Below are 23,388 nucleotides of genomic sequence, written 5' to 3' on the forward strand. Positions count from 1 at the left end.
GGGGCGACCCGGCCGTTTCCGTTCGCGCACCGGCTTGCGCTACATTCCCGCCACACACGAGAGGCAGCCAATGGACAACAAGCGGACCGAGGCGGCCACGGCGTCGCTGCCAGTGGTGAGCACGCGGATCTACCCCCGCGGCGCGCTGGACATCCTGTCGCGCGACGAGGTGGCGCGGCTCAAGGATGCCTCCACCGGCGGCCTGCACGACCTGCTGCGGCGCTGCGCGCTGGCGGTGCTGACCAGCGGCAGCGCCTCGGATGACCCGCGCGCCGCGCAGGAACTGTATCCCTCGTTCGACATCCAGGTCGAGCAGCACGATCGCGGCCTGCGGATCGAACTGGTCAACGCGCCCGCGATGGCCTTCGTCGACGGCGAGCTGATCCGCGGCGTGGCCGAGCTGCTGTTCGCCGTGGTCCGCGACCTTGCCTGGACCGCGATCGAGCTGGGGCCGGACGAGTCCGAGCGGCTGCGGACCTCCGCCGGCCTGACCGACGCGGTGTTCGGCCTGCTGCGCAACGCGCGCATCCTGCAGCCGACCGAGCCGAACCTGGTCGTGTGCTGGGGCGGCCACTCGATCGGCCGCGAGGAGTACCAGTACACCAAGAACGTCGGCTACGAGCTCGGCCTGCGCGGGCTGGACATCTGCACAGGCTGCGGCCCGGGGGCGATGAAGGGGCCGATGAAGGGCGCCACCATCGCCCACGCCAAGCAGCGCCGCCGCCGGCCGCGCTACATCGGCATCACCGAGCCGGGGATCATCGCCGCCGAGTCGCCGAACCCGATCGTCAACCAGCTGGTGATCATGCCGGACATCGAGAAGCGCCTGGAGGCCTTCGTCCGGCTCGGCCACGGCATCATCGTGTTCCCGGGCGGCGTGGGCACCGCCGAGGAGATCCTGTACCTGCTGGGGATCCTGCTGCGCGAGGAGAATGCGCAGCTGCCGTTCCCCTTCATCCTCACCGGCCCGACCGCGGCCGCGCCGTACTTCGAGCGCATCGACCAGTTCATCCGGCTGACGCTGGGCGAAGAGGCCGCATCGCGCTACGAGATCATCGTCGCCGACCCCGAGCGGGTGGCCAAGCGCATGGCCGCGGGCATCCGCAAGGTGCGCGAGTACCGGATCGCGCAGAAGGATTCGTTCTACTTCAACTGGGGGCTGGACATCCCGCTCGAGTACCAGCAGCCGTTCGATCCCACGCACGAAGCGATGGCGGCCCTCGAACTGCGCCACGGCCGCTGCCCGCAGGACCTGGCGGCCGACCTGCGCCGTGCCTTCTCCGGGATCGTGGCCGGCAACGTCAAGGAGCACGGCATGCGCCGGGTGGAGCGGCACGGGCCGTTCCGGATCCACGGCGACCGGGACATCATGGAGGCCCTGGACGACCTGCTGCGCGCCTTCGTCGAACAGCGCAGGATGAAGATCTCGGGCGAGTACCGCCCGTGCTACCGCGTGGTCGCCTGAGCCCGCCGGCCTGCCGACGCTCGTCCCCTTGGTCCGACCGCTCGTCCCCCGGGCGGTTGCCCCCCGGGCCCCGCTCCGTACCCTGTATCGTCAGCCGTTGAACCGGGTGGGGGACATGCAGCGCAACAGTGCAGCGGGCGTCAGCCTCATCGAGCTGCTCGTGACCGTGGCGGTCGTGGCGATCCTGCTGGCGATCGCATTCCCGAACTTCGAGGGGTCGATGCGCCGCAACCGCCTGGCCACGACCACCAACGAACTGCTGGGCAGCGTCGCGCTGGCCCGCTCCGAGGCGATCCGCAACACCCGCGGCGCCGGCATCTGCGCCAGCGCGGACGGCCTGGCCTGCGGCGGCGACTGGAACGACGGCTGGCTGGTGTGGACCGACGGCGTCGATCCGCCGCCGACCGGCACCGTGATCCGGGTGGTCGATGCCCATCCCCGGCTGGAGCTGGTCGCCGCCGACGCCGGCGGCGCCGGCGTGAGCGAGGTCGCCTTCGACTACCGCGGCCGGCCGACCGACTTCGCGAGCACCGTCTTCACCCTCCAGCCCGACGCGTGCCCGAGCGGCCAGGAGCTGGTGCGCACCCTGACGATCAACATCTCCGGACAGATGGTCAACCAGCGGGAGGCTTGCCCATGACGATCCGTCGGGCGGGGGGCGGCGGGCGGCGGCGCCAGGCCGGCTTCTCCATGATCGAGGTCCTGATCGCGCTGGTCGTGCTGGCATTCGGCCTGCTGGGCCTGGCCCTGATGCAGACGCTCAACCTGCGCTACACCCAGAGCGCGCAGCAGCGCACCCTGGCCGTCAACCTGGCCAGCGAACTGCTGGATACCATGCGCACCAACCGCAGCCAGCTGGCCGCGTACGCGATGGCCAAGGCGGACTTCGACAGCATCGACTTCTCCGATGGCTGTCCCACCTTCGACCCGGCCACCGCGGCGAGGAACGTGGAGCGCTGGCAGTGCGAGGTCAAGGAATCGCTCGGCCCGGACGCCTACGCGATCGTCGACGTCTCGGGGGCGCCCACGGTCTCGGTCACCGTGGTGTGGACCGAACGCGGGACCGGCGGCACCGATGGCGCCGCGGAAGGCAGCATCGAACTGGAGACCACCCTGTGAGGGCGCATCCGAAGCGGCGCGGCGCGGCCGGCCTGTCACTGATCGAGCTGATGATCGCGCTGGCCATCGGCTCGCTGCTCATCCTCGCGCTGGTGGAGGTGTTCGCGGCCTCGCGCGCCGCGTACATGCTCGCGACCGGCCTGGCCCGGACCCAGGAGAACGGCCGGTTCGCGATCGACATCCTGCAGCGCGACCTGCGCATGGCCGGCCACGCGGGCTGCGTCAACGACCAGGCGCGCTTCCTGCCCGCCAACGTCACCGCCTCGCGCCCGGCCCTGATCTCGACCTTCCTCACCGACGACCAGCAGTTCAACGGCGACTACGCGGCGGTCGGGTCCCCGGGCCTGCGCTTCGACATGAGCATCACCGGCTACGAGGCGGTCAACACCGCCAGTGGCGACACGGTGTCGATCCCGGCGACCCCGGTGGTCGCGGGGCAAGGCGCCTGGACCGGGATGCCGGGAAACCTGTTCGCGGCCTTCCCGTCGGCGGCAAACGCGCCCGGGCGGCCGGTGACCAACAGCGATGTGCTGGTGCTGCGGTTCTTCGCGCCGACGGGAGTGCAGGTGGAGCAGTTCATCCCGGGCAACCCGGCCACGATCCGCTTCCCGCCCGCGCAGCAGGCGCGGCTGACCGAAGGGCTTTCGAACCCCGGGCTGTTCGCGATCGCCGACTGCATGCAGGCTGCGGTCTTCCAGGCCAGCAACACGCCGTTCACCGCCGCGCCATCGCCTGCCGGCACCATCACCGTGGCCACCGGCGGGCTGAACGCCTCGAGCTTCTTCGCGACCCCGCCGTTCACCAGCGGCCAGGCGATGCTCTACAGGGCCGAGAGCGTCATCTACTACGTCGGCATCAACGGCAACGGCAATCCTTCGCTGTACAGGATCCGGTTCGCCGCCCCGCCGGGCAGTGCCGCGGTCACGGCCATGGCGCCGGAGGAACTGGTGGAGGGCATCGAGTCGCTGCAGCTCGAGTTCGGGCAGGACAGCAACACCTCCGCCGCGCAGACGCCGACCGGCAACATCGCCAGCAGCGTGGTCGCCAGCGGCGTGCAGCCCGCCGGGGATCCGGAAACCGCCTGGCGCCGGGTCGGCATGGTCCGGGTGGGGCTGCTCGCGCGCAGCACCGAACCGGCCTCGGCCGAGCAGCGCAACACCGGCGAGGGCACCACGCGCCTGTCGGCGGTGGGCGTGGTCTTCAACCCGCCCGACGATACCCGCTACCGCGCCGTCTACGAGGACACGGTTGCCCTGCGCAACCGGCTGTTCGGGAACTGAGCAAGCACCATGAAGAACCATTCCAGCCTTTCCAGGTCCAGGCAATCGGGCGCCGTGCTGTACGTGGCGCTGATCATGCTGATCCTGCTGGCGCTGATCGGCGTGATCGCGATGCAGGTGGCCAGCCTGCAGGAACGCATGTCGGCCAACTACCACGCCGGCAACATGGCCTTCCAGAACGCCGAATCCGCCGCCCGCCTGCAGGAGCGCGACCTGGACGCGCTGGTCAACGCCGGCCGCAACCCGCCGACCAACGTGGCGCCGACCAATTGCACCTACTCCTTCGACGCCGCGGCCTGGAACAGCAGCACGCCCTTCGTGCGTCGCCTCGACCTGTGCTTCTCCTGGGGCGCGCTCGACCTGCCCGCGGACGAGGCGGAGCGGACCGACCAGATCTACCAGGTCACGGCCTACAGCCGCGACCGCCCGATCTTCCCCTCATCCGAATCGGTGGTCGACACCGTGTTCATCCCCTGAGCACGGGACGAGGAAGCAGACATGAGCCACAGCACAGTCCTTCGCGTCGGCATCGTAGGCCTCGCGGTCGCCCTGCTCGGGATCCGCAGCGCGAGCGTCCAGTCCGACACGGTCTACTTCGCCGGCTCGCCGCCGACCATCGCCCAGACGCCGCTGTACCTCGACGACGCGGTGCCGCCGTTGAACATGCTGGTGATGGGCAAGGACCACAAGATCTACTACGAGGCCTACAACGACGCCTCCGACCTGGACGGCGACGGCATCCTCGACGTCGGCTACCGCGGCTTCGAGCTCAAGAACCCGGCGCCGACCGACGGCAGTTCGCGCTTCAAGATCGACTATTACGGCTACTTCAACTCGTATGCCTGCTACAGCTGGCAGACCGATCGCTTCGTGCCGGTCGCGGCCGCCCCGAACAAGACCTGCTCCGGCAGCTGGAGCGGCGACTTCCTGAACTACCTCACCATGTCGCGGATGGACGCGCTGCGCCGCGTCCTCTACGGCGGCTGGCGGCAGGTGGACACGCAGGACGAGACCATCCTGCAGGGCGCCTTCTTCCCCCAGGACGCGCACAGCTGGGGCAAGGAGTACCAGAGCATCGAGCGCGACGGCTACGACATCCGCGACTACGCGCCGCTGCCCCTGCCGGCGCCCAACAAGTACCACCTGTTCGCCGTCACCACCGTGAGCGACAGCAGCGCGGGGTTCCCGGACTACACCGCGCCGATGTTCCGGGTGCTGCAGAACAGCGACTTCCGCGTGTGGAACTGGCTGTCGATCGAAGGGCCGGTGGCCGGCAACCGCTGCTTCAACGCGAGCAACACCCGCGTCGATTGCGTGAACAACGCCGCGGCGAGCTGGCAGCTGGTTCCGTCGTCGGCGCTGCAGAACCTGCAGATCTCGACCTGGCGGCGGCCGAACAATGTCGGCAGTCCGGCCGACCTGGCAGGCATGAACGACCTGTTCAACCAGTACGCGGTCTCGAGCCACCTGTGCGGTAGCGGCACGGTCACGCAGATCAACAAGACGAACTCGGGCAACCCGTTCACGGGCAACAGCTGCGGACACGACAATTACCTGACGCGCATCACCGGCCAGATCGTCATCCCCGCGGATGGCACCTACCGGTTCGCGGTGGACGGCGATGACGCCGTCGACCTGTTCATCGACGGCAACCACGTCGTGGGCTGGTACGGTGGCCACGCGAACGACCGCAGCAACGGCGGCCTCAACAGCCACTCGGCGAGCGTCACGCTCAGCGCGGGCGTCCACACCATCGAGTTCCGCCACGAAGAGGCCACCGGCGACGACAGCTGGGGCCTGTTCTGGCAGGACAGCTCGAGCGCGGCCAGCCGCCAGGATTACCTGGTCCGGGTGCAGGCCTGCCGTGGCGGGGACGCATATGCCGACCTGCGCGAGAGCGTGTGCAAGGCCTACGGCACGGCCGACAACCCGATCTACAAGCCGACCGGCATCCTCCACGACTATGGCGAGACCCGGAAGATGTTCTTCGGCCTGATCACCGGGTCGCAGGCGAACAACCTCGAAGGCGGCGTCCTGCGCAGCAACATCGAGGACTTCAACCGCGAGATCGATCCGGACACGGGCATCTTCCGCGCCAACGTCGAAGGCATCGTCCGCAGCATCGACCGCCTGCGCATGATCGGCGGCGGCTACAACAGCGGGGTCACCAACAACCTCAACGGCGACACCAACTGGAACTGGGCGAACACGGCCCACGGGGTCGGCGGCTACTGCGAATCCCAGGGCGGCCGCGCCCTGAGGAACGGCGAATGCCGCATGTGGGGCAACCCGATCGCGGAGATGCTGTACGAGGGGCTGCGCTACTTCGCCGGGGCGGCCACGCCGACCACCCGCTTCTCCAGCGGCGGCAGCAGCCAGGGCCAGGCCGAGGACAACCGGCTGGGCCTGCCGGCCCCGGCCTGGCGCGACCCGTACTCCGACACGGTGGTCGACGGCGTGACCACGCACACGGCCTATCCGTCGTGCGCGCGCCCGCACATGACCATCATCAGCGACATCAACCCCAGCTACGACGGCGACCTGCCGGGCAGTGCCTTCGAGGACGCGATCACGACCGTCAACAACACGCCCGCCACGATCAGCGGCTTCAATGCCGCCGAGGAGGGCGCGGCGATCTGGAATGCCGAGTTCGGCGGGCCGCAGACGGTCTTCATCGGCGAAGTGCTCGGCGACGGCGGGGTGCTGGTCAACGACGGCGCGCCGACGGCGAAGACCGCCTCGAGCTTCGGCACCATCCGCGGCCTGTCGCCGGAGGAGCCGACCAAGCGCGGCACCTACTATTCCGCGAGTGTCGCCCGGTTCGGGCGCAACACCGACGTGAACCCGGCGCCCGGGAACCAGAACGTCAACACCTACTCGATCGCGCTCGCGTCCCCGCTGCCGCAGATCGCGTTCCCGGTGGGCGGCCGCTGGGTCACCCTGCTGCCCTTCGCCAAGACGGTCAGCGGCACGTTCGGCGAGAACCCGATCAAGCCCACCAACACCATCGTCGACTTCTACGTCGAGGACTTCCAGAACTTCCCCGGCCAGCCGGTGGACCCGGCAGTCAACGGCGGCCGGCCCAGCGCGGTGTTCCGGATCAACTACGAGGACGTCGAGCAGGGCAACGACCACGACATGGACATGATCGTGCGCTACCAGGTCGTGGCCAACGCCGACAACACCGTGACGGTCACGCTCGACTCGGAGTACGCCGCGGGAAGCGCGAACCAGAATGCCGGGTACGTCATCTCGGGAACCACCCAGGATGGCGTGTACCTCGAGGTCCGCGACCGCGACAGCGCGCAGAACACCTCGGTGTATGAACTCAACACCCCGAGCGGCGTGTGGGCCGGCGGCTGCATCGGCGCCACCAACACCTGGCCGTGCAACCAGGGCCTCGGCCTGGCCTCCACGCGGACTTTCACCCCCGGCGACGCGGGTCGCGGGGTCCAGCTCAGGGATCCGCTGTGGTACGCGGCCAAGTACGGATCGCCGACCCCGACGGCCTGGGACGCGGATGGTGACGGTGATCCCGACAACTACTTCCTGGTCACCAACCCGCTCAACCTGCGCGCGCAGCTGTCCAGGGCGTTCGACGACATCGCCAGCTACAGCATCGACGCGGGCAGCCAGACCCTGACCGGCGCCCGCGTGGGCAGCGGCTCGTTCACCCTGGTGCCCAGCTTCCAGCGCGACCGGGACGGCAAGGACTGGTTCGGCAACCTGTCCGCGGTCGCGATCACGCCGGAGGGCACGCTGGTCGACACCGAGCTGTGGAATGCGCAGGCCAAGCTGCCGGCGCATGGCTCGCGAAGGATCCACACGGTGGTCCAGCCGGGAGCCAACAACGCGGTGCAGGCGGTCGAGTTCCGCGGCGACAACACCAACCTGGGCCCGGACGATCCGTCCAAGCTGGCCAGGCTGGGGATCACCGGTTCGCTGTCGACCCTGCCCAACGCCTATGGCGCGGTCTATGACGCCGCGGCGATCGTCGACTACCTGCGCGGCGACCAGTCGCGCGAGAGCGGACGCCCCGGCGTGGGCAACACCCTGCGGGCGCGGACATCGGTGCTCGGCGACATCGTCAACTCCGAGCCGGTGATCGCCTCGCCCCGGTCCGACTTCGGCTACGGGAGCTTCAACGATCCCATGTTCTCCGGGTACGCCGGCGAGAACGGCTACCTGGAGCAGAAGGCGTCGCGGCCGACGGTGGTCTACGTCGGCGCCAACGACGGCATGCTGCACGCGTTCAACGGCAATACCGTGCCGTGCGACGCCGGCGATCCCAACAGCGTGGCGTGCGCGCATCCGGCCGCCGGCAGCGAGATGTTCGCCTTCATCCCGCAGGAGTCGCTGCGGCGGATGGGCGCGCTCGCGCTCCCGGACTCCCTGTACGAGCACCGCTACTACGTCGACGGCCAGCTGATGGTCACCGACGCCAAGGACGCGACCGGTGCCTGGAGGACGGTCCTCGTCGGCTCCATGGGCGGCGGCGGCCGTTCGGTGTTCGCGCTCGACGTCAGCAACCCCGAAGGGTTCGGCAACGGCAGCGTGCTGTGGGAGCTCAACAGCAGCGTCGACCAGGACATCGGCCACGTGTACGGCCGGCCGCTGCTGCTGCCGCTGGAGAACGACCGCTGGGGCGTGCTGTTCGGAAATGGCTACGGCGGCAACACCAGCGACCCGTCGCTGTATGTGGTGGATGCCTTCACCGGTCAGCTGATCGCCAAGCTGACGGCCGACGACGGCCATCGGGCCAGCAATGCCGGCACGCCCCTGTCGAACTGGATCTGTTCGGTCACCGGGCTGCTGTGCGCGGAGGTCGACCATCCGTTCAACGGGCTGGGCCAGATCACCGCCATCGACCGCGATGGCAACGGCAAGGCCGATACCGTCTATGGCGGCGACCTGCAGGGCAACGTCTGGAAGTTCGACCTGAGCGGCGATTCCGCGGCCAACTGGGAAGTCGCGCTGGGCGGGCAGCCGCTGGTCACGGCGATCGCCTCCAACGGCGAGCGGCAGCCGGTGACCGGGGGGCTGCGCGTGTCGGCGGGCCCCGGCTCGGGCGTGATGGTCTACTTCGGCACCGGTCGCTACTTCCTCGACGGCGACAACGAGATCCCGCAGGAGCCCGACGTGCAGTCGCTGTACGGCGTGTTCGACAACGACACCCCGATCGTGATCGCCGACGAAACCCAGAAGGACGTGGTCCTGCAGCGCCAGTGGATCCAGGCCGAGGTCGAGACCAACATCGATACCGACGGCGACGGGGTGAACGATACCCGCACCGTGACCCGTAACATCAGCCGCAACCGGGTGAGCTACTACGGACCCAACGCCAAGCGAGGCTGGTACCTGGACCTGGTCGTGGACAACGAGGATGGCACGGCGTCGGGCACGGACCTGCGGCCCGAGGGCGAACGCTTCATCGCCACCCCCAGGATCCAGAGCGGCCGCGTGTTCTTCACCACCTTCTCGCCCACCGGCGACAGCTGCGATCCGGGAGGGACCAACATCGTCTACGCGCTCGACCTGCTGTCGGGATCGGGCGCGCTGAGCAACGTGCGTTCGGTAGGATCCGAGGCCGCTGCGTGCACCGGTCCCAACTGCGGGGCCGTGCAGATCCCGGAAGGCGGAGCCCCGATCACCAGCACCTCGGTGGCGGCGATCAACCCGACCCGCTACGTCACCAACCCGGCCTGCACCCCGGGCGTGGACTGCCCGACGTTCGAGGAATGCCAGGTGGTGATCTACCCGGGCGCGTTCGTCCTGCCGAGGCCATGCGGGAGGCAGTCGTGGCGACAGCTCAGGTGAACCAGCGGCACTGGATCCAAGGGGAAACGAACGTGCGACGTGAACCGACCATCACAGGAAGGCGGGGCCATCGGCAGCAGGGGTTCACCCTGATCGAGCTGATGATCGTGGTGGCGATCGTGGGCGTGCTGGTCGCGATCGCCTATCCCTCCTATACCGACAGCGTGCGCAAGGGCAAGCGCGGCCAGGCCAAGGGGCAGCTGGTGGAACTGGCGCAGCGCGCCGAGCGCTACCGGACCGTGAACAACGGCTCGTTCGCGGGCTTCTGGGACACGGTGCCGAGCACGGACCGGCGCTCCCCGAAGGAAGGTACGGTGGCCTACACCCTGGACTTCGCGGCTACCGATGGCGGGGCCGGCTTCACCCTGTCGGCCGTCCCGCAGGGCGCGCAGACTGCGGACACGCGCTGCATGACCCTGACGCTGACCGATACCGGCAAGAAGGGCGTGACCGGCGGGGCCACCGGGACGGTCGCGGACTGCTGGTAGCGACCTGGCCTCGGCAGGCGAAGGCCGGAAACAGGGAAGCCGCGGCAGGCCGCGGCTTCCCTGGATCATGAACTGGCGCCCGAAGTTGGACTCGAACCAACGACCCCCTGATTAACAGTCAAGTGCTCTAACCGGCTGAGCTATTCGGGCGGGGAGGGCCATTTTAGTGGCTGCCCCGGCAAGGTCAAGGCAAGCCTCAGCCCGCGGGGCAGGGCAGGCCGGCGGCCGGGCGGGTGCTGCGGGCACGGCCGTGGTTGTTGACCACCACCTGGCCTGCGACCGAGCCGTGCCGGCACACGTGGACGGTCAGATTGGAGTGGGCGCTGCGCCCGTCCCTCTGGTAGCGCAGGTACGGCCTCGAGGATCGCAGGGCGAATCCCGGCCCGGTCGGGGCATCGGTGGCCCGCAGGACCTGCTCCGCGGCGCCCGGCCGGCGGTCGCCGTCGAGGTCCACGAAGACCAGCCACCCCCGGCTCCAGTCCGACGCCGTGCTGCAGCCGCCCGACCGGTCCATCGGGCAGACCACCACCTGCTCGCCACGGATCACCGCGGTGCTCCGGGCCATGGCCATGTCGGCCATGAGCAGGTGCAGCGCCAGGGTGACCCGGTTGCGCTGGATCGCCTCGGCGAACGCGGGCACGCCCGCCAGCACGAGGCTCGCCGCCAGCGCGAGCACGACCATGGCCTCGATCAGCGAGAGCCCCCGGATCCGTTCATGCATCATTCTGCTCCGTCCATGGGCAGGCCCGCAGTGTCGGCGACCGTCGGCCGCCGGGGGATCGGCGGGAGCGGCGGTCCGGGGTAGGAAAACGCCGCGCCAGCCCCCATCCACGTGGATCGCTACACTGGACGGCCCGCCCGACGCCCCCGATGACCCGCTCCGCGCCCTCCGCCAGGTTCCAGCTCGTTGCCCCGTACCAGCCCGCGGGCGACCAGCCGCGGGCGATCGAGAAGCTCGTCGAAGGCTTCGAGGACGGGCTTGCGCGGCAGACGCTGCTCGGCGTCACCGGCTCGGGCAAGACCTACACCATCGCCAACGTCATCGAGCGGGTGCAGAAGCCAACCCTGGTGATGGCGCCGAACAAGACCCTGGCCGCGCAGCTGTACGGCGAGTTCAAGCAGTTCTTCCCGCACAACGCGGTCGAGTACTTCGTCAGCTACTACGACTACTACCAGCCCGAGGCCTACGTGCCGTCCACCGACACCTTCATCGAGAAGGACAGCTCGGTGAACGAGCACATCGAACAGATGCGCCTGTCGGCGACCAAGGCCCTGCTGGAGCGGCGCGACGCGATCATCGTCTGCACCGTGTCGGCGATCTACGGCCTGGGCGATCCGAACGAGTACTTCAAGATGGTGCTGCACATGGTGCGCGGCGAGCGCATCGACCAGCGCGAGCTGATCCGGCGCCTGACCGAGATGCAGTACACCCGCAACGACACCGAGCTGCGTCGCGGCACCTACCGCGTGCGCGGCGAGGTGGTGGACGTGCACCCGGCCGAATCCGACGACGAGGCGCTGCGGATCGAACTGTTCGACGGCGAGATCGAGAAGCTCACCTTGTTCGACCCGCTCACCGGCGAGACCCGCAGGTCGCTGCCGCGCTACACCATCTATCCCAAGTCGCACTACGTCACCACGCGCCGGACCACGCTCGACGCGATCGAGGCGATCAAGCGCGAGCTGCCCGAGCGGCTGGAGCAGTTCTACGCCCAGAACAAGCTGGTCGAGGCCCAGCGCCTGCAGCAGCGCACCCAGTTCGACCTGGAGATGATGGCCGAGGTCGGCTACTGCAACGGCATCGAGAACTATTCGCGCCACCTCACCGGGCGGATGCCGGGCGAGGCGCCGCCGTGCCTGTTCGACTACCTGCCGCCGGACGCGCTGCTGGTGGTCGACGAGTCGCACGTCACCGTCCCGCAGATCGGCGCCATGTACAAGGGCGACCGCTCGCGCAAGGAGACCCTGGTGGAGTTCGGCTTCCGGCTGCCGTCGGCGCTGGACAACCGGCCGCTGAAGTTCGAGGAGTGGGAGGCGCGCTCGCCGCGCACGATCTTCGTCTCGGCGACGCCTGGCAGGTACGAGCTGGAGAAGTCGCAGGGGCAGGTGGTCGAGCTGGTGGTGCGCCCGACCGGCCTGGTCGACCCGGAGGTCGAGATCCGGCCCGTGGCCACCCAGGTGGACGACGTGCTGGGCGAGATCAACAAGCGCGTGGCGATGGGCGACCGGGTGCTGATCACCACGCTCACCAAGCGCATGGCCGAGAACCTCACCGAATACCTCGGCGAGCACGACGTGCGCGTGCGCTACCTGCACTCGGACGTGGATACGGTCGAGCGGGTGGAGATCATCCGCGACCTGCGCCTGGGCAAGTTCGACGTGCTGGTGGGCATCAACCTGCTGCGCGAGGGCCTGGACATGCCCGAGGTGTCGCTGGTGGCGATCCTCGACGCCGACAAGGAGGGCTTCCTGCGTTCGACCGGTTCGCTGATCCAGACCATCGGCCGCGCGGCGCGCAACGTGCGCGGCAAGGCGATCCTGTACGCGGACACGGTGACGAAGTCGATGCAGGCCGCGATCGAGGAGACCGATCGCCGGCGGCAGAAGCAGATCGAGTACAACGCCGAGCACGGCATCACCCCGCAGTCGGTGGTGCGCGCGGTAATGGACATCATGGAAGGCGCCCGCGACGAACCCGCGGCGGCGCGGGCGGCGACCGGCAAGGCGCGCCGGGCGGCCGAGGAGGCCGAAGACTACGCCTCGCTCGATCCGGCCAGGCTGGCGGCCCGGCTCAAGGCGCTGGAGCAGCGGATGTACCAGCACGCCCGCGACCTCGAGTTCGAGGAAGCGGCGCGGGTGCGCGACGAGATCCGCAGGATCAGGGAAGCGGCGCTGGCCGGTTCGTGAGCGGCCTGGCCTGCCAGTCGGAGCGGGACGATCCGGCCATGCAAAAGGAAAACCCGCCGCGTGGCGGATTCGTCTCCAGGTTCCAACCCTCGAATCGCTGGTCCTGGTGGGCGGTACAGGGTTCGAACCTGTGACCCCTACCATGTCAAGGTAGTGCTCTACCGCTGAGCTAACCGCCCGGCTGCTGCGTAAGCCGCAGGGGCGCGAATTCTAGCGCAGGCGGGGGGCGGGGACAACCGATCGGGTCGGCATGGCTTGCCGGTCGCCGCACGCCCCCACCCCGGCCCTCCCCCGCAAGCGGGGGAGGGAGTATCGACATGGCCGAGCGAAAAGCCGGTCAGTCACCGGGCGGAGCGACCGACAGCCTCGGCGCCAGAGGCACGCTGACTGCCTGGCGCATGCCCCGCCTCGCCTCGGCGCCAGAGGCACGCTGACTGCCCGGCGCATGTCCCGCCTCGCCGCGGGGCCAGCAGGTCCGGCGGCGTTGCCGGATGGCGCCCGGGACGCCACAGAGGGGAGCGCGCTCGACGTCTGTGCCGTTCCACGCACATCGCCCGCCATGTCGCTCCCTCCCCCGCTTGCGGGGGAGGGCCGGGGTGGGGGCGGGCGGGCGCGGCCGCCGCTCGATGCCTCCAGCCTCTTCGCGCAAATCGCCCAGGCGTGGGTACGTCACTGATGGGACTGCAGTTCGGAGGCGAAGCCCCGGAGAACCCGGGAAAAAGAAGCCCCCGCGGCGGAGGAACCGGCGGGGGCCAGGCGTCGCCCGGTGGAGGGGCCCGGGCGACGTGCGCTGTGGGAGCCGTCAGAAGCGGTAGCTGAAGCCCACGAGGGTGGTGCGCCCGTACTCGAAGTAGCGTTCCGGGCGGTTGGCCGGGTCGCCGTCGTTGTAGGCGGCGAACGGCTCGTCGCCGATGTTGCTCACCTGCAGGTACAGCGACAGGCCTTCCAGCGGGCCGTGGTTGAAGGTGTAGTTCACCTGTGCGTCCTGCACGGTCTCGCCGGCGATGCTGATGGTCTGGTAGTCGGCGCCGAAGCCGCGGGTCTCGCCGCGGAAGTCGGAACGGGTGCGGCGGCTGTAGCGGATCGAGAATCCGCCGCGCTCGTAGTAGACCGTCGCGTTCGACACGTACTTCGACAGGCCGCTGATCGGCTCGCTGGTACCGGGGCCGTTGGGATGGATCGAACTGTCGGTGTCGGAGTAGGTGGCGATGATGCCCAGGCCGTCCAGCGGTGCCCACAGCACGTCCAGCGGTACCGAGGCGGTCAGCTCCAGGCCCCGGATCGTGCCGCCCTCGCCGTTGAACGGCTGGTTGATGCGGCCGATCGGCGAGTCGGGATAGACGTCCTGGCCCGGGATCGGCGGCGGCAGCGGGAAGTCGCTGAAGTCGAACGCGACATCCTGGTTGTAGATGTAGGTCTTGAGGTCCTTGTGGAACCAGGCCGCGCCGACGTAGCCGCGGTTGCCGGCGGCGGTCGTGAAGTACTTCTCCAGCGAGACGTCCACCGCGTCCGCGAGCCATGGGCGCAGGCGCGGGTTGCCGCCGCCGGCGGACCACTCGCCGCGGGTGACGTCGATGCCGACGTTCATGCCCGCGGTGAGCTGGTCCATGCGCGGGCGCGCCATCTGCCGCGCCAGGCCCAGGCGCAGCACGGTCTCGGGCAGGAATTCGAGCCCCAGGTTCAGGCTCGGCAAGGTCACCGAGTAGTCGATGCCGTCGGTGACCGCGCTGCCCGCCGGGTTGCCCTCGAAGGTGGAATAGCCCAGCGACGACTGGTCGACGTAGATCTTCTGCACGCCGACGTTGCCGCGCAGCGGCATGCCGCCGAGCTCGGTATCGATGTCGGCCTTGACGTATACCGTCGTCTGCTCTTCCTCGACCTCCCAGTTCTTGGCCGCGATGTCCTCGTGGTAGTTGTAGACGAAGTTGTAGAGGCCCGAATCCAGGATCGCGTTGGCATCGTACACGCCGAGCCGGCCGATGCCGCCGAAGTTGAAGTCCTGGATGCCGCCGGGGAAGGGCGCGGTCACGCCGAAGCGGCCGCCGCTGCAGTCGGTGAGGCACAGCTTGGCCTCGATCGAAGCCTTGTCCTTGGTGCGCTTGCTGTGGTTCGCGCCGAAGTCGACCGCGCTGATGAAGCCGTTCTCGAAGCTGCGGATGGCGTTGAGGCGCACCGCACGGATCCGGTCGTTGACGCCGAAGTCCTTGAGGTAGCCGTCCTGGCCCCAGCCGCCGGCGTCGGTCAGCACCAGCGTGCCCGGGTCGTCGAAGGTCTGGCCGAGCACGTAGTTGTAGTAAAGCCGGCCGGGGTCGAGGCTGGCCTGGAGCGTGGTGTAGCCGTTGTTGCTGGCCACGCCGGCATAGGTCTCGAGCACGCGGAAGCTGCGCTCGACATCGGACCTGGACAGGTCGAAGTTCACCAGCCAGTGGTCGCCGATGCGGAACTTGCTGTTCAGGCCGATCGAGTCGAGGCGGTCGTCGATGGGATTGCTGTCCATCCGGATCACCGGCGAGACGTCGTCCCAGACGCTGTCGACGATGGTGCCGTTGCCGGCCACCGTATAGCCCGGGCGCAGCACCCCGCTGCCCCAGAGCGTGCCGAACTCCATGCCGGTCTTGATCTCGGTCTTCTCGAACCGGGAGTGGAACCAGTCCAGGGTGCCCTCGTAGACGTCGCTGGGCTTGAACTGCAGGGTGGCCGCGACGCCGGTGCGCTCGTGGGAGTTGTCGAAGCGGTAGAGCTTGCCGCCGCCGAGCACCATGGTGCCGTCCGGCCCGTCGGTGAAGCCCCAGACCTCGTTCTGGTAGCCCGGCTGCGGGCTGTCCATCCTTGACACCGCCAGCATCACGCCGAAGGTATCGTCGGCGAACTGGTCGATGTACGTCGCGCTCAGGCGATGCCCGTTCTCCCTCTGGTCGCGGATCCGGTTGCGCTCGTAGCGGGCGTTGACGCTGACCACGCGCTCGTCGAACGACAGTGGCCGCACGGTCTGCAGGTCCACGGTGCCCGACAGGCCCTGGCCGACGAGCGCCGCGTCCGGGGTCTTGTAGACCACCACCTGGCTCAGCAGCTCGGACGGGTACTGGTCGAACTCGACGCCGCGGTTGTCGCCGGTGCTCGCCTGCTCGCGGCCGTTGAGCGTGGCGGTGGAGAAGTCGCCGGCGAAGCCGCGGATGTTGATCTGGGTGGCGCGGCCGCGCTCGCGCTGCGCGGTCAGGCCGGGCAGGCGCGCGATCGATTCGGCGATGCTGGCGTCCGGCAGCTTGCCGATGTCCTCGGCCGAGATCGCCTCGACGATCGAGGTGGAGGTCTGCTTGGTGTCGATGGACCGTTCGATCGAGGAACGGATGCCGGTAACGACGATGCGGTCGAGCTCGGTGGCCTCTTCGCCGTCCGGCGCCGCGGCGGTGTCCTGCGCGAAGGTCTGCGGTGCGGAAAGCAGGATCGCGGATGCGAGCGCGGTACTCAGCAGGGTGCGCCTGGGTTGCAACATTTTCCCCTCCCGAAAGGCAATGTCGTCATTGGTTCGTGTGGTCTGGCCCGTCGCTCGACGCGTGTCATGACGGGGCGCCGGACGTTCGCCGGACGTGCAGCCATGGTAGTGGCCGCAGCGTCGTCCGGCGCCGTCTTGCATACGTATTCATGCGCGTTATCCGCCCGGGAAAACAGCGTTTTGCGTGCACGCCGCCCGCGCGCGACGAAGCCGCACCCGACGCCGCGGGATACATTCCCGGCATGCCTGGGGACAGGGTGCGGCGACCGCCTGCGACAGGGGCGCGGCCGGCGCGGGCGCTACTCGCGCGCGGCACCGGGCCTGCCGTAGAACACACCGTAGGCAGGCAGTCGCAGGCGTCCGTCCGCCAGCGTGCCGAGGTCGAAGCCAGGGAGGTCGACGGCGCGGGCGTCGATGTCGCCCAGGGCGACGTCCGCGTCCGCGGCGGACAGGTTGAAGGCGACGAGCAGCCGCTCGCCGGCGTGCTCGCGCAGGAAGGCCAGCACCGGCTCGGGCGTGTCGAGGAAGCGGATGCCTCCCTGCACCAGCGCCGGTTCCCGCCGGCGCCACGACAGGAACGCGCGTACCGCGCAGAGGGTCGATCCTGCGTCCGCCTGCTGTGCCTCGACGTTGAGCGCGCGGTGCGCGGCGGGCACCGGCAGCCAGGGCTGTCCGGTGGTGAATCCGCCGTGCTCGCCGGCGGTCCACGGCATTGGCGTGCGGCACCCGTCGCGCCCCTTGAAGTTCGGCCAGAAGGCGATGCCGTAGGGATCGCGCAGCGCCTCGAACGGGACGTCCGCTTCCGGGAGGCCCAGCTCCTCGCCCTGGTACAGGCAGACCGAGCCGCGCAGCGAGCACACCAGCGCCACCAGCATCCGTGCCAGCTGCGGCGGCGCCGAGGGGCCGCCCCAGCGCGTCACCGCGCGGCGCACGTCGTGGTTGGACACCGCCCAGCACGGCCAGCCCTCGGTCATCACCGCTTCAAGGCGCGACACGGTGTCGCGGATGTAGCGTGCGCTGAAGTCGTCCACCAGCAGCTCGAAGCTGTAGCCCATGTGCAGGCGGCGGCCGGAGGTGTACTCGGCCGTGGTCGCGAGCGAGTCCTCGGAGGAGATCTCGCCCAGCGTCACCACGCCGGGATAGCGGTCGATGAGCGCGCGCAGCTCCTCGAGGAAGCTGATGTTCTCGGGCCGGGTGTTGTTGTACCAGTGGTACTGGAACGCGTACGGGTTGTCCGGGCTGAAGCCGCGGCCCACGCGTTCGGACGCCGGCTTGGGCGGGTTGTCGCGCAGCTGCGCGTCGTTGAAGCAGAAGTTGATCGAGTCCAGGCGGAAACCGTCCACGCCGCGGTCGAGCCAGAACTTCACGTAGTCGAGCGTGGCCTGACGGACCTCGGGGTTGTGGAAGTTCAGGTCCGGCTGCGAGGACAGGAAGTTGTGCAGGTAGTACTGGCCGCGGCGCGGCTCCCAGCGCCAGGCGACGCCACCGAAGATCGACATCCAGTTGTTGGGCGGGGTGCCGTCTTCCTTCGGGTCGGCCCAGACGTACCAGTCGGCCTTGGGATTGTCGCGGCTGCGGCGGCTCTCCTGGAACCAGGGATGCTGGTCGGAGGTGTGGCTGAACACCTGGTCGATCATCACCTTCAGCCCCAGGCGATGGGCCTTCTCCAGCAGCCGGTCGAAGTCGTCCAGGGTGCCGAACAACGGATCGATGTCGCGCTGGTCGGCGATGTCGTAGCCGAAGTCGGCCATCGGCGACTTGAAGAACGGCGAGATCCAGATCGCGTCCACGCCCAGCGAGGCAACGTGGTCCAGCCGCTCGGCAATGCCGGGCAGGTCGCCTACGCCGTCGCCATTGGTGTCCATGAAGCTGCGTGGGTAGATCTGGTAGATCACCGCGCCGCGCCACCAGTCCTTCGTCACCTGCATCGCCACCGGGGCCTCGAACGATCCGTGGCGCGCACTATTCCACAACGGCCGCGTGCTGCAGCGGCGCGACGCGTGCCGGCGGCCATGAATACGTATGCATGGATCGACCGGCCCATGCGCCACGTACACCGGCGTCGATGCACGAAAAGCCCTGGAAACAAGGGCTGGGACGCGTATCCGCCAGGCACCGGGCGGGTCCGGCGCTGCTGCGGCGCGGCAAGGACACGGGCGCGCGATCCGGGGACAATGCGCGCGTTGCCAAGGGGAGCGCGTGCTGCATGTCGTCCAAGCCTGAGCTGTCGTTCTGGCAGATCTGGAACATGTGCTTCGGGTTCCTGGGGATCCAGTTCGGCTTTGCGCTGCAGAACGCGAACGTCAGCCGGATCTTCCAGACCCTAGGCGCCGAGGTGGAGCAGGTGCCGGGCCTGTGGATCGCCGCGCCGCTGACCGGCCTGCTGGTGCAGCCGGTGATCGGCTACTTCTCCGACCGCACCTGGACCCGACTGGGTCGCCGCCGGCCTTACTTCCTGTGGGGCGCGGTCTTCTCGACCCTGGCACTGTTCGCGATGCCGAACTCGCCGCAGCTGTGGATCGCCGCCGGCATGCTGTGGATCCTCGATGCCTCGCTGAACGTGTCGATGGAACCGTTCCGCGCCTTCGTTGGCGACCAGCTGCCCTCGCGCCAGCGACCGACCGGCTACGCGATGCAGGGCTTCTTCATCGGCGTGGGCTCGGTGGTCGCCAGCCTGCTGCCGTGGCTGCTGGCGAAGTGGGGCGTGGCCAACACCGCGGCGCCGGGCGAGGTGCCCGACACGGTGCGCTGGGCGTTCTACGCCGGCGGCGCGGTGCTGCTGCTGGCGGTGCTGTGGACGGTCGTGACCACGCGCGAGTACCCGCCGGAGGTGCTGGCGTCATTCGACGACGCCGAGCCGGAGGGCGCGGGCGATCGCGCCGCGGCGGCGGTACCGGGCGCGGCCGGCGGCGTGCCCTGGCTGCTGGTTGGCGTGGTGGGCCTCGTCCTGGTCTGGCGCCAGGGATGGGACCGCATGCTCTACGTGCTGGCGGCGCTGCCCTTGGCCTACGGCCTGCTGCGGCTGCTGGCGCCACGCGCGGCGGCGGGGTCGATCCTGCCGTCGCTCACCACCGACCTGCACGCGATGCCGGCCACCATGCGGCAACTGGCCGTGGTCCAGTTCTTCTCCTGGTTCGGCCTGTTCTGCATGTGGATCTACACCACGCCCGCCGTGACCGCGCTGCACTTCGGCGCCACCGACACCGGCTCGGCGGCGTACAACGAGGGCGCGAACTGGGTCGGCGTGCTGTTCGCCGCCTACAACGGCTTCGCCGCGCTGGCCGCGATCGCGATCCCGTGGCTGGTACGCGCGCTGGGCCTGCGCGGCAGCCACCTGGCCTGCCTGTGGCTGGGCGGCGCCGGCCTGGCCTCGATGGCCCTGGTCCGCGACCCGCAGTGGCTGCTGCTGTCGATGGTGGGCGTGGGCTTCGCCTGGGCGTCGATCCTGTCGCTGCCCTACGCGATGCTGTCCGACAGCCTGCCCGCGGCCAAGATGGGCGTGTACATGGGCATCTTCAACTTTTTCATCGTCATCCCGCAGCTGGTCGCGGTGAGCGTGCTGGGAGTGCTGCTGTCGCACGTGCTGGGCGGCGAGCCGGTCCGGGTGCTGGTGCTGGGCGGCGCCTGCTTCGCGGTCGCGGGGCTGTGCGCGCTGCGGGTGCGGCTGCCGGGGCGCGGGACAGGACGGGCATGATGGCCGGGAGGAGTGCAGTGATGGGCATCCGGGACGTTTCACTGGCGCGCCGCGCAGCGCGCGTGCTGCCGCTGCTGGCGGCGCTGTCCGCGTGCGCCTGCGGTGCGGCGCCCACGGCCCCTGCCGACGAGATCCACGGCACGCTCGAGCCGTTCGCGCGCGAGGCGGTCTACTTCGTGGTCACCGACCGCTTCGTCAACGGCGACCCCGGCAACGACCACCGCGACCAGGGCGGGGAACACCGCACCTTCGACATCCCGCTGCCGCCCTGCGATGGGGTGTCGGGCAACATCGGCTACCTTGGCGGCGACTTCCGCGGACTGGCCGACAACCTCGACTACATCCAGGACATGGGGTTCAGCGCGGTCTGGATCACGCCGGTGGTGGACAACCCCGACCAGGCCTTCACCGGCGGCGAACCGCCCGGCTGCGGCAGCATCCTCACCGACCGCGGCAAGACCGGATACCACGGCTACTGGGGCGTGAACTTCTTCAAGGTCGACGAGCACCTGCCCAGTCCGGGGATGGAATTCCCCGACCTCGCCGGCGAGCTGCACCGCCGCGGCATGAGGCTGGTGCTCGACATCGTCGGCAACCACGGTTCGCCGGCCTGGACCATGCCGGTGGCGCAGCCGCAGTTCGGCCAGGTGTTCGACCGCGACGGCAGGCTCGTGGCCGACCACCAGAACCTGCCGCCGGCGCAGCTCGACCCGGCCGGCAATCCGCTGCATGCGTTCTACAACGCGACCGGGCCGGTCGCGGACGGGCAGGGCTCGATCTACGACGGCAACCTCGCCCAGCTTGGCGACTTCGACGCCTCCAACCCGGCCGTGCTCGAGTACCTGGTCGAGGCCTATGGCCACTGGATCGACCAGGGCGCGGATGCCTTCCGCATCGACACCATCGCCTGGATGCCGACCTCGTTCTGGCAGCGCTTCAGCGAGCGGATCCGCGAGAAGCGCCCCGGTTTCTTCATGTTCGGCGAGGCCTTCGACTACGACGCGGCGAACATCGCGATCCACACCCGCCCGGGCCATGGCGAGGTCAGCGTGCTCGACTTCCCGATGAAGCAGGCCATGGAAGAGGTCTTCGGCCGCAAAAACGCCGGCTTCGAGCGGCTGGAGCCGGCGTTGTTCCTCGAGGACGGCCCGTACGCGAACGTGTACGAGCTGGCCACCTTCTACGACAACCACGACATGCCGCGCATGGACGCCAGCGACGAGGGCTTCATCGACGCGCACAACTGGCTGTTCACCGCGCGCGGGATCCCGGTGGTCTACTACGGCTCGGAGGTCGGCTTCATGCGTGGCCGCGCCGAGCATGCGGGCAACCGCAGCTACTTCGGCCAGGAGCGGATCGACGCGGCGAAGGACAGCGTGATCCACCAGCAGCTGCGCCGGATCGCGCGGCTGCGCCGCGAGACGCCGGCGCTGCAGCGCGGGATACAGGTGAACCTGCTGCTGGAGGGCGAGACCGCCGCCTTCTACCGCGTGTTCCAGCACGAGGGCGTGGCCCAGACCGCGCTGGTGTTGCTCAACAAGGGCGACGCGCCGCGGACCGTCACCGTGGATGCGCTGGTGCAGCCGGGCGACTGGCGCGACGCCTTCGACGGTTCGCGCGTGGAGATCGGCCAGCGCATCGAACTCCAGGTGCCGGCGCACGGCGTGCGCGTGCTGCTGCGCGATGCGCCGGTGGAGGCGCCGGCCCTGCGGGAGCTGCTGCTGCGGCGGATGGAGGCGCGGGCGCACGGCGCAGGTGCGGAGACGACGCCCGGGTGATGCGCGGCGTCGGCCTGGCCTGAGCGAGCCCCGCGCCGGTCGGCGCAGGGAGTCGGAGTTCGCGTCCTATTGCCCGCCCGTGCCGTGGACGGGCGGCGCCGGCGCACCGCCGGTGGATTCGCGCACCACCAGCGAGGCCGGCATCCGCACGCTCTCCACCGGCTCCCGGGCGATCAGCCGCACCAGCGCATCGACCAGCAACTCGCCGGCGCGGATCGTGTCCTGGACCACGGTGGTCAGGGTCGGGCTGGCGATGCGCGCGGCGGGGATGTCGTCGAAGCCGACCACGGCCACGTCGCCGGGGATGCGCAGGCCGCGCTCGCGGAAGGCCTGCATCGCGCCGATCGCGATCAGGTCGCTGGCCGCGAACACCGCCTCGAACGGCAGCCCGCGTTCGAGCAGGGCGACCGCCGCGGCGTACCCGCAGTGCTCGGCGCTTTCGGCATCGACCTGGAGCGCGCGGTCCAGTCCTTCGCCGCCGGCCTCGCGCAGCGCGGCGTCGCAGCCGGCGAAGCGGTCGAGGAACTCGGGGTAGTGCTCGGAGGCATCGCCCAGGAAGGCGATCCGCCGGTAGCCCAGCGCGGCCAGGTGCGCGCCGGCCAGGCGGCCGCCGCCGAAGTTGTCGCAGCCGATCGACACTCCCGGCTGTTCGGGCATCACCGCGCCCCAGCGCACGAACGGCGTGCCCCGTTCGACCAGCTTGGCCAGCTTGCCCTCGTAGGCCAGGTAGTCGCCGTATCCCAGCAGGATCAGTCCGTCGGCCTTGTGGCTGTCGCCGTACTCGGCGTGCCAGTCGTCGGAGAGCTGCTGGAACGAGACCAGCAGGTCGCGGTCGTGGCGCGCGCAGGTGCGGGTGATCGATCCCAGCATGGGCAGGAAGAAGGGGTTGATGTGGGATTCGTCCGCGGTCGGGTCCTCGAACAGCAGCAGGGCCAGGGTGCCGGCGTACTGGCGGCGCAGCCCCGAGGCGTTCTTGTCGACCTTGTAATTGAGTTGCTCGGCGATGGCGAGGATGCGCTTGCGGGTCTCCTCGCTCACCATCGGACTGCCGCGCAGGGCGCGCGAGACGGTGGGCTGGGACACGCCCGCCAGGTAGGCGATGTCCAGCGAGGTGGGCCGGCCGCGGATGGTCATGCCCGGATGATGCCACGGCCGCGGCGGCCGGAGCGTCGCCGGTGGGCGGGGCGCCGCCCCCGGGAGGCCGCGTCCACCGCCGTGCGGCCGCGATTTCGGCTAGAATCGCGACGTCACGACCGCAAACAAGGTGGCCCGCGCGCGCGCCGGCCGAGTGTGCGACATGGACACTAGCAACGCCCAGCGCTGATCCCGCACGAGGCCTCCCGGCAG

14 protein-coding genes and 2 tRNA genes are annotated in these 23,388 nt (G+C 69.6%); 10 read left to right on the top strand and 6 right to left on the bottom strand.

Annotation, left to right across the window (positions count from 1 at the left end; translation table 11 throughout):
- Positions 1 to 70 precede the first annotated feature (70 nt).
- The 7 genes from ppnN (at position 71) to FQY79_RS08060 (ending at position 10,169) form a co-directional block, all read left to right on the top strand.
- The gene (ppnN, locus tag FQY79_RS08030; RefSeq protein ID WP_146312387.1) at positions 71 to 1,465 is read left to right on the top strand and encodes a nucleotide 5'-monophosphate nucleosidase PpnN; all 1,395 of its coding nucleotides are present in this window, start codon (positions 71 to 73) and stop codon (positions 1,463 to 1,465) included.
- A 115-nt stretch (positions 1,466 to 1,580) separates the two neighbouring features.
- Positions 1,581 to 2,105 carry a GspH/FimT family pseudopilin gene (locus FQY79_RS08035; RefSeq protein WP_146312388.1) on the top strand — a complete coding sequence of 175 codons (525 nt, stop codon included), beginning with the start codon at positions 1,581 to 1,583 and terminating at the stop codon, positions 2,103 to 2,105.
- Entirely contained in the window at positions 2,102 to 2,584 is a 483-nt protein-coding gene (gene pilV / locus FQY79_RS08040; RefSeq protein ID WP_146312389.1) for a type IV pilus modification protein PilV, read from the top strand. Before FQY79_RS08035 ends, pilV begins: the two co-directional genes overlap by 4 nt.
- On the top strand, positions 2,581 to 3,864 hold the full coding sequence (locus FQY79_RS08045; protein WP_246123042.1) for a PilW family protein: 1,284 nt from the start codon (positions 2,581 to 2,583) through the stop codon (positions 3,862 to 3,864). The genes pilV and FQY79_RS08045 overlap by 4 nt, the downstream gene beginning before the upstream one ends.
- Before the next feature lie 9 nt (positions 3,865 to 3,873).
- Positions 3,874 to 4,341 (top strand): pilus assembly PilX family protein, encoded by a 468-nt coding sequence (locus FQY79_RS08050; protein WP_146312390.1) that lies wholly within the window; start codon positions 3,874 to 3,876, stop codon positions 4,339 to 4,341.
- Between the two features lie 21 nt (positions 4,342 to 4,362).
- Entirely contained in the window at positions 4,363 to 9,681 is a 5,319-nt protein-coding gene (locus FQY79_RS08055) for a PilC/PilY family type IV pilus protein (RefSeq protein WP_146312391.1), read from the top strand.
- 32 nt (positions 9,682 to 9,713) lie between these two features.
- On the top strand, positions 9,714 to 10,169 hold the full coding sequence (locus FQY79_RS08060; protein ID WP_281289298.1) for a type IV pilin protein: 456 nt from the start codon (positions 9,714 to 9,716) through the stop codon (positions 10,167 to 10,169).
- A gap of 73 nt (positions 10,170 to 10,242) precedes the next feature.
- On the opposite strand, the gene FQY79_RS08065 is transcribed toward FQY79_RS08060, so the two are convergent.
- Together FQY79_RS08065 and FQY79_RS08070 are read right to left on the bottom strand one after the other, a co-directional pair.
- Positions 10,243 to 10,319 (bottom strand) — tRNA-Asn (locus FQY79_RS08065).
- Between the two features lie 46 nt (positions 10,320 to 10,365).
- On the bottom strand, positions 10,366 to 10,890 hold the full coding sequence (locus FQY79_RS08070) for a GspH/FimT family pseudopilin (protein ID WP_186759861.1): 525 nt from the start codon (positions 10,888 to 10,890) through the stop codon (positions 10,366 to 10,368).
- Between the two features lie 149 nt (positions 10,891 to 11,039).
- Between FQY79_RS08070 and uvrB the strand changes: the two genes are divergently transcribed.
- Positions 11,040 to 13,076, top strand: coding sequence for an excinuclease ABC subunit UvrB (gene uvrB / locus FQY79_RS08075; protein ID WP_146312394.1), 2,037 nt, complete (start codon positions 11,040 to 11,042; stop codon positions 13,074 to 13,076).
- Positions 13,077 to 13,180: 104 nt separating this feature from the next.
- On the opposite strand, the gene FQY79_RS08080 is transcribed toward uvrB, so the two are convergent.
- The 3 genes from FQY79_RS08080 to FQY79_RS08090 form a co-directional block, all read right to left on the bottom strand.
- Positions 13,181 to 13,255: transfer RNA gene (locus FQY79_RS08080), tRNA-Val, on the bottom strand.
- Between the two features lie 623 nt (positions 13,256 to 13,878).
- Positions 13,879 to 16,569, bottom strand: a complete 2,691-nt coding sequence (locus tag FQY79_RS08085) for a TonB-dependent receptor (protein ID WP_186759862.1) — start codon at positions 16,567 to 16,569, stop codon at positions 13,879 to 13,881.
- 299 nt (positions 16,570 to 16,868) lie between these two features.
- A complete protein-coding gene (locus FQY79_RS08090) occupies positions 16,869 to 18,497 on the bottom strand; it encodes an alpha-glucosidase family protein (protein ID WP_146312396.1) in 1,629 nt (542 codons plus the stop codon).
- Positions 18,498 to 18,775: 278 nt separating this feature from the next.
- Here FQY79_RS08090 and FQY79_RS08095 point away from each other — a divergent pair, with 278 nt between their 5' ends.
- Together FQY79_RS08095 and FQY79_RS08100 are read left to right on the top strand one after the other, a co-directional pair.
- A complete protein-coding gene (locus FQY79_RS08095) occupies positions 18,776 to 20,263 on the top strand; it encodes an MFS transporter (RefSeq protein ID WP_146312397.1) in 1,488 nt (495 codons plus the stop codon).
- Positions 20,264 to 20,283: 20 nt separating this feature from the next.
- Positions 20,284 to 22,041 carry an alpha-amylase family glycosyl hydrolase gene (locus tag FQY79_RS08100; protein WP_146312398.1) on the top strand — a complete coding sequence of 586 codons (1,758 nt, stop codon included), beginning with the start codon at positions 20,284 to 20,286 and terminating at the stop codon, positions 22,039 to 22,041.
- A gap of 66 nt (positions 22,042 to 22,107) precedes the next feature.
- Here the strand turns inward: FQY79_RS08100 and FQY79_RS08105 are convergent, their stop codons facing one another.
- A complete protein-coding gene (locus FQY79_RS08105) occupies positions 22,108 to 23,175 on the bottom strand; it encodes a LacI family DNA-binding transcriptional regulator (protein WP_186759863.1) in 1,068 nt (355 codons plus the stop codon).
- Positions 23,176 to 23,388: the final 213 nt, after the last annotated feature.

It is taken from the genome of Luteimonas wenzhouensis, from assembly GCF_007859305.1.
In the GTDB taxonomy this organism is placed as follows: Bacteria; Pseudomonadota; Gammaproteobacteria; order Xanthomonadales; family Xanthomonadaceae; genus Luteimonas; species Luteimonas wenzhouensis.

Coding starts and splice junctions, on each gene's coding strand:
- ppnN (WP_146312387.1), top strand. CDS start 71: ATGGACAACAAGCGGACCGAGGCGGCCACGGCGTCGCTGCCAGTGGTG.
- FQY79_RS08090 (WP_146312396.1), bottom strand. CDS start 18,497: ATGCAGGTGACGAAGGACTGGTGGCGCGGCGCGGTGATCTACCAGATC.
- FQY79_RS08035 (WP_146312388.1), top strand. CDS start 1,581: ATGCAGCGCAACAGTGCAGCGGGCGTCAGCCTCATCGAGCTGCTCGTG.
- uvrB (WP_146312394.1), top strand. CDS start 11,040: ATGACCCGCTCCGCGCCCTCCGCCAGGTTCCAGCTCGTTGCCCCGTAC.
- FQY79_RS08100 (WP_146312398.1), top strand. CDS start 20,284: ATGGGCATCCGGGACGTTTCACTGGCGCGCCGCGCAGCGCGCGTGCTG.
- FQY79_RS08055 (WP_146312391.1), top strand. CDS start 4,363: ATGAGCCACAGCACAGTCCTTCGCGTCGGCATCGTAGGCCTCGCGGTC.
- pilV (WP_146312389.1), top strand. CDS start 2,102: ATGACGATCCGTCGGGCGGGGGGCGGCGGGCGGCGGCGCCAGGCCGGC.
- FQY79_RS08070 (WP_186759861.1), bottom strand. CDS start 10,890: ATGCATGAACGGATCCGGGGGCTCTCGCTGATCGAGGCCATGGTCGTG.
- FQY79_RS08095 (WP_146312397.1), top strand. CDS start 18,776: ATGTCGTCCAAGCCTGAGCTGTCGTTCTGGCAGATCTGGAACATGTGC.
- FQY79_RS08085 (WP_186759862.1), bottom strand. CDS start 16,569: ATGTTGCAACCCAGGCGCACCCTGCTGAGTACCGCGCTCGCATCCGCG.
- FQY79_RS08050 (WP_146312390.1), top strand. CDS start 3,874: ATGAAGAACCATTCCAGCCTTTCCAGGTCCAGGCAATCGGGCGCCGTG.
- FQY79_RS08105 (WP_186759863.1), bottom strand. CDS start 23,175: ATGACCATCCGCGGCCGGCCCACCTCGCTGGACATCGCCTACCTGGCG.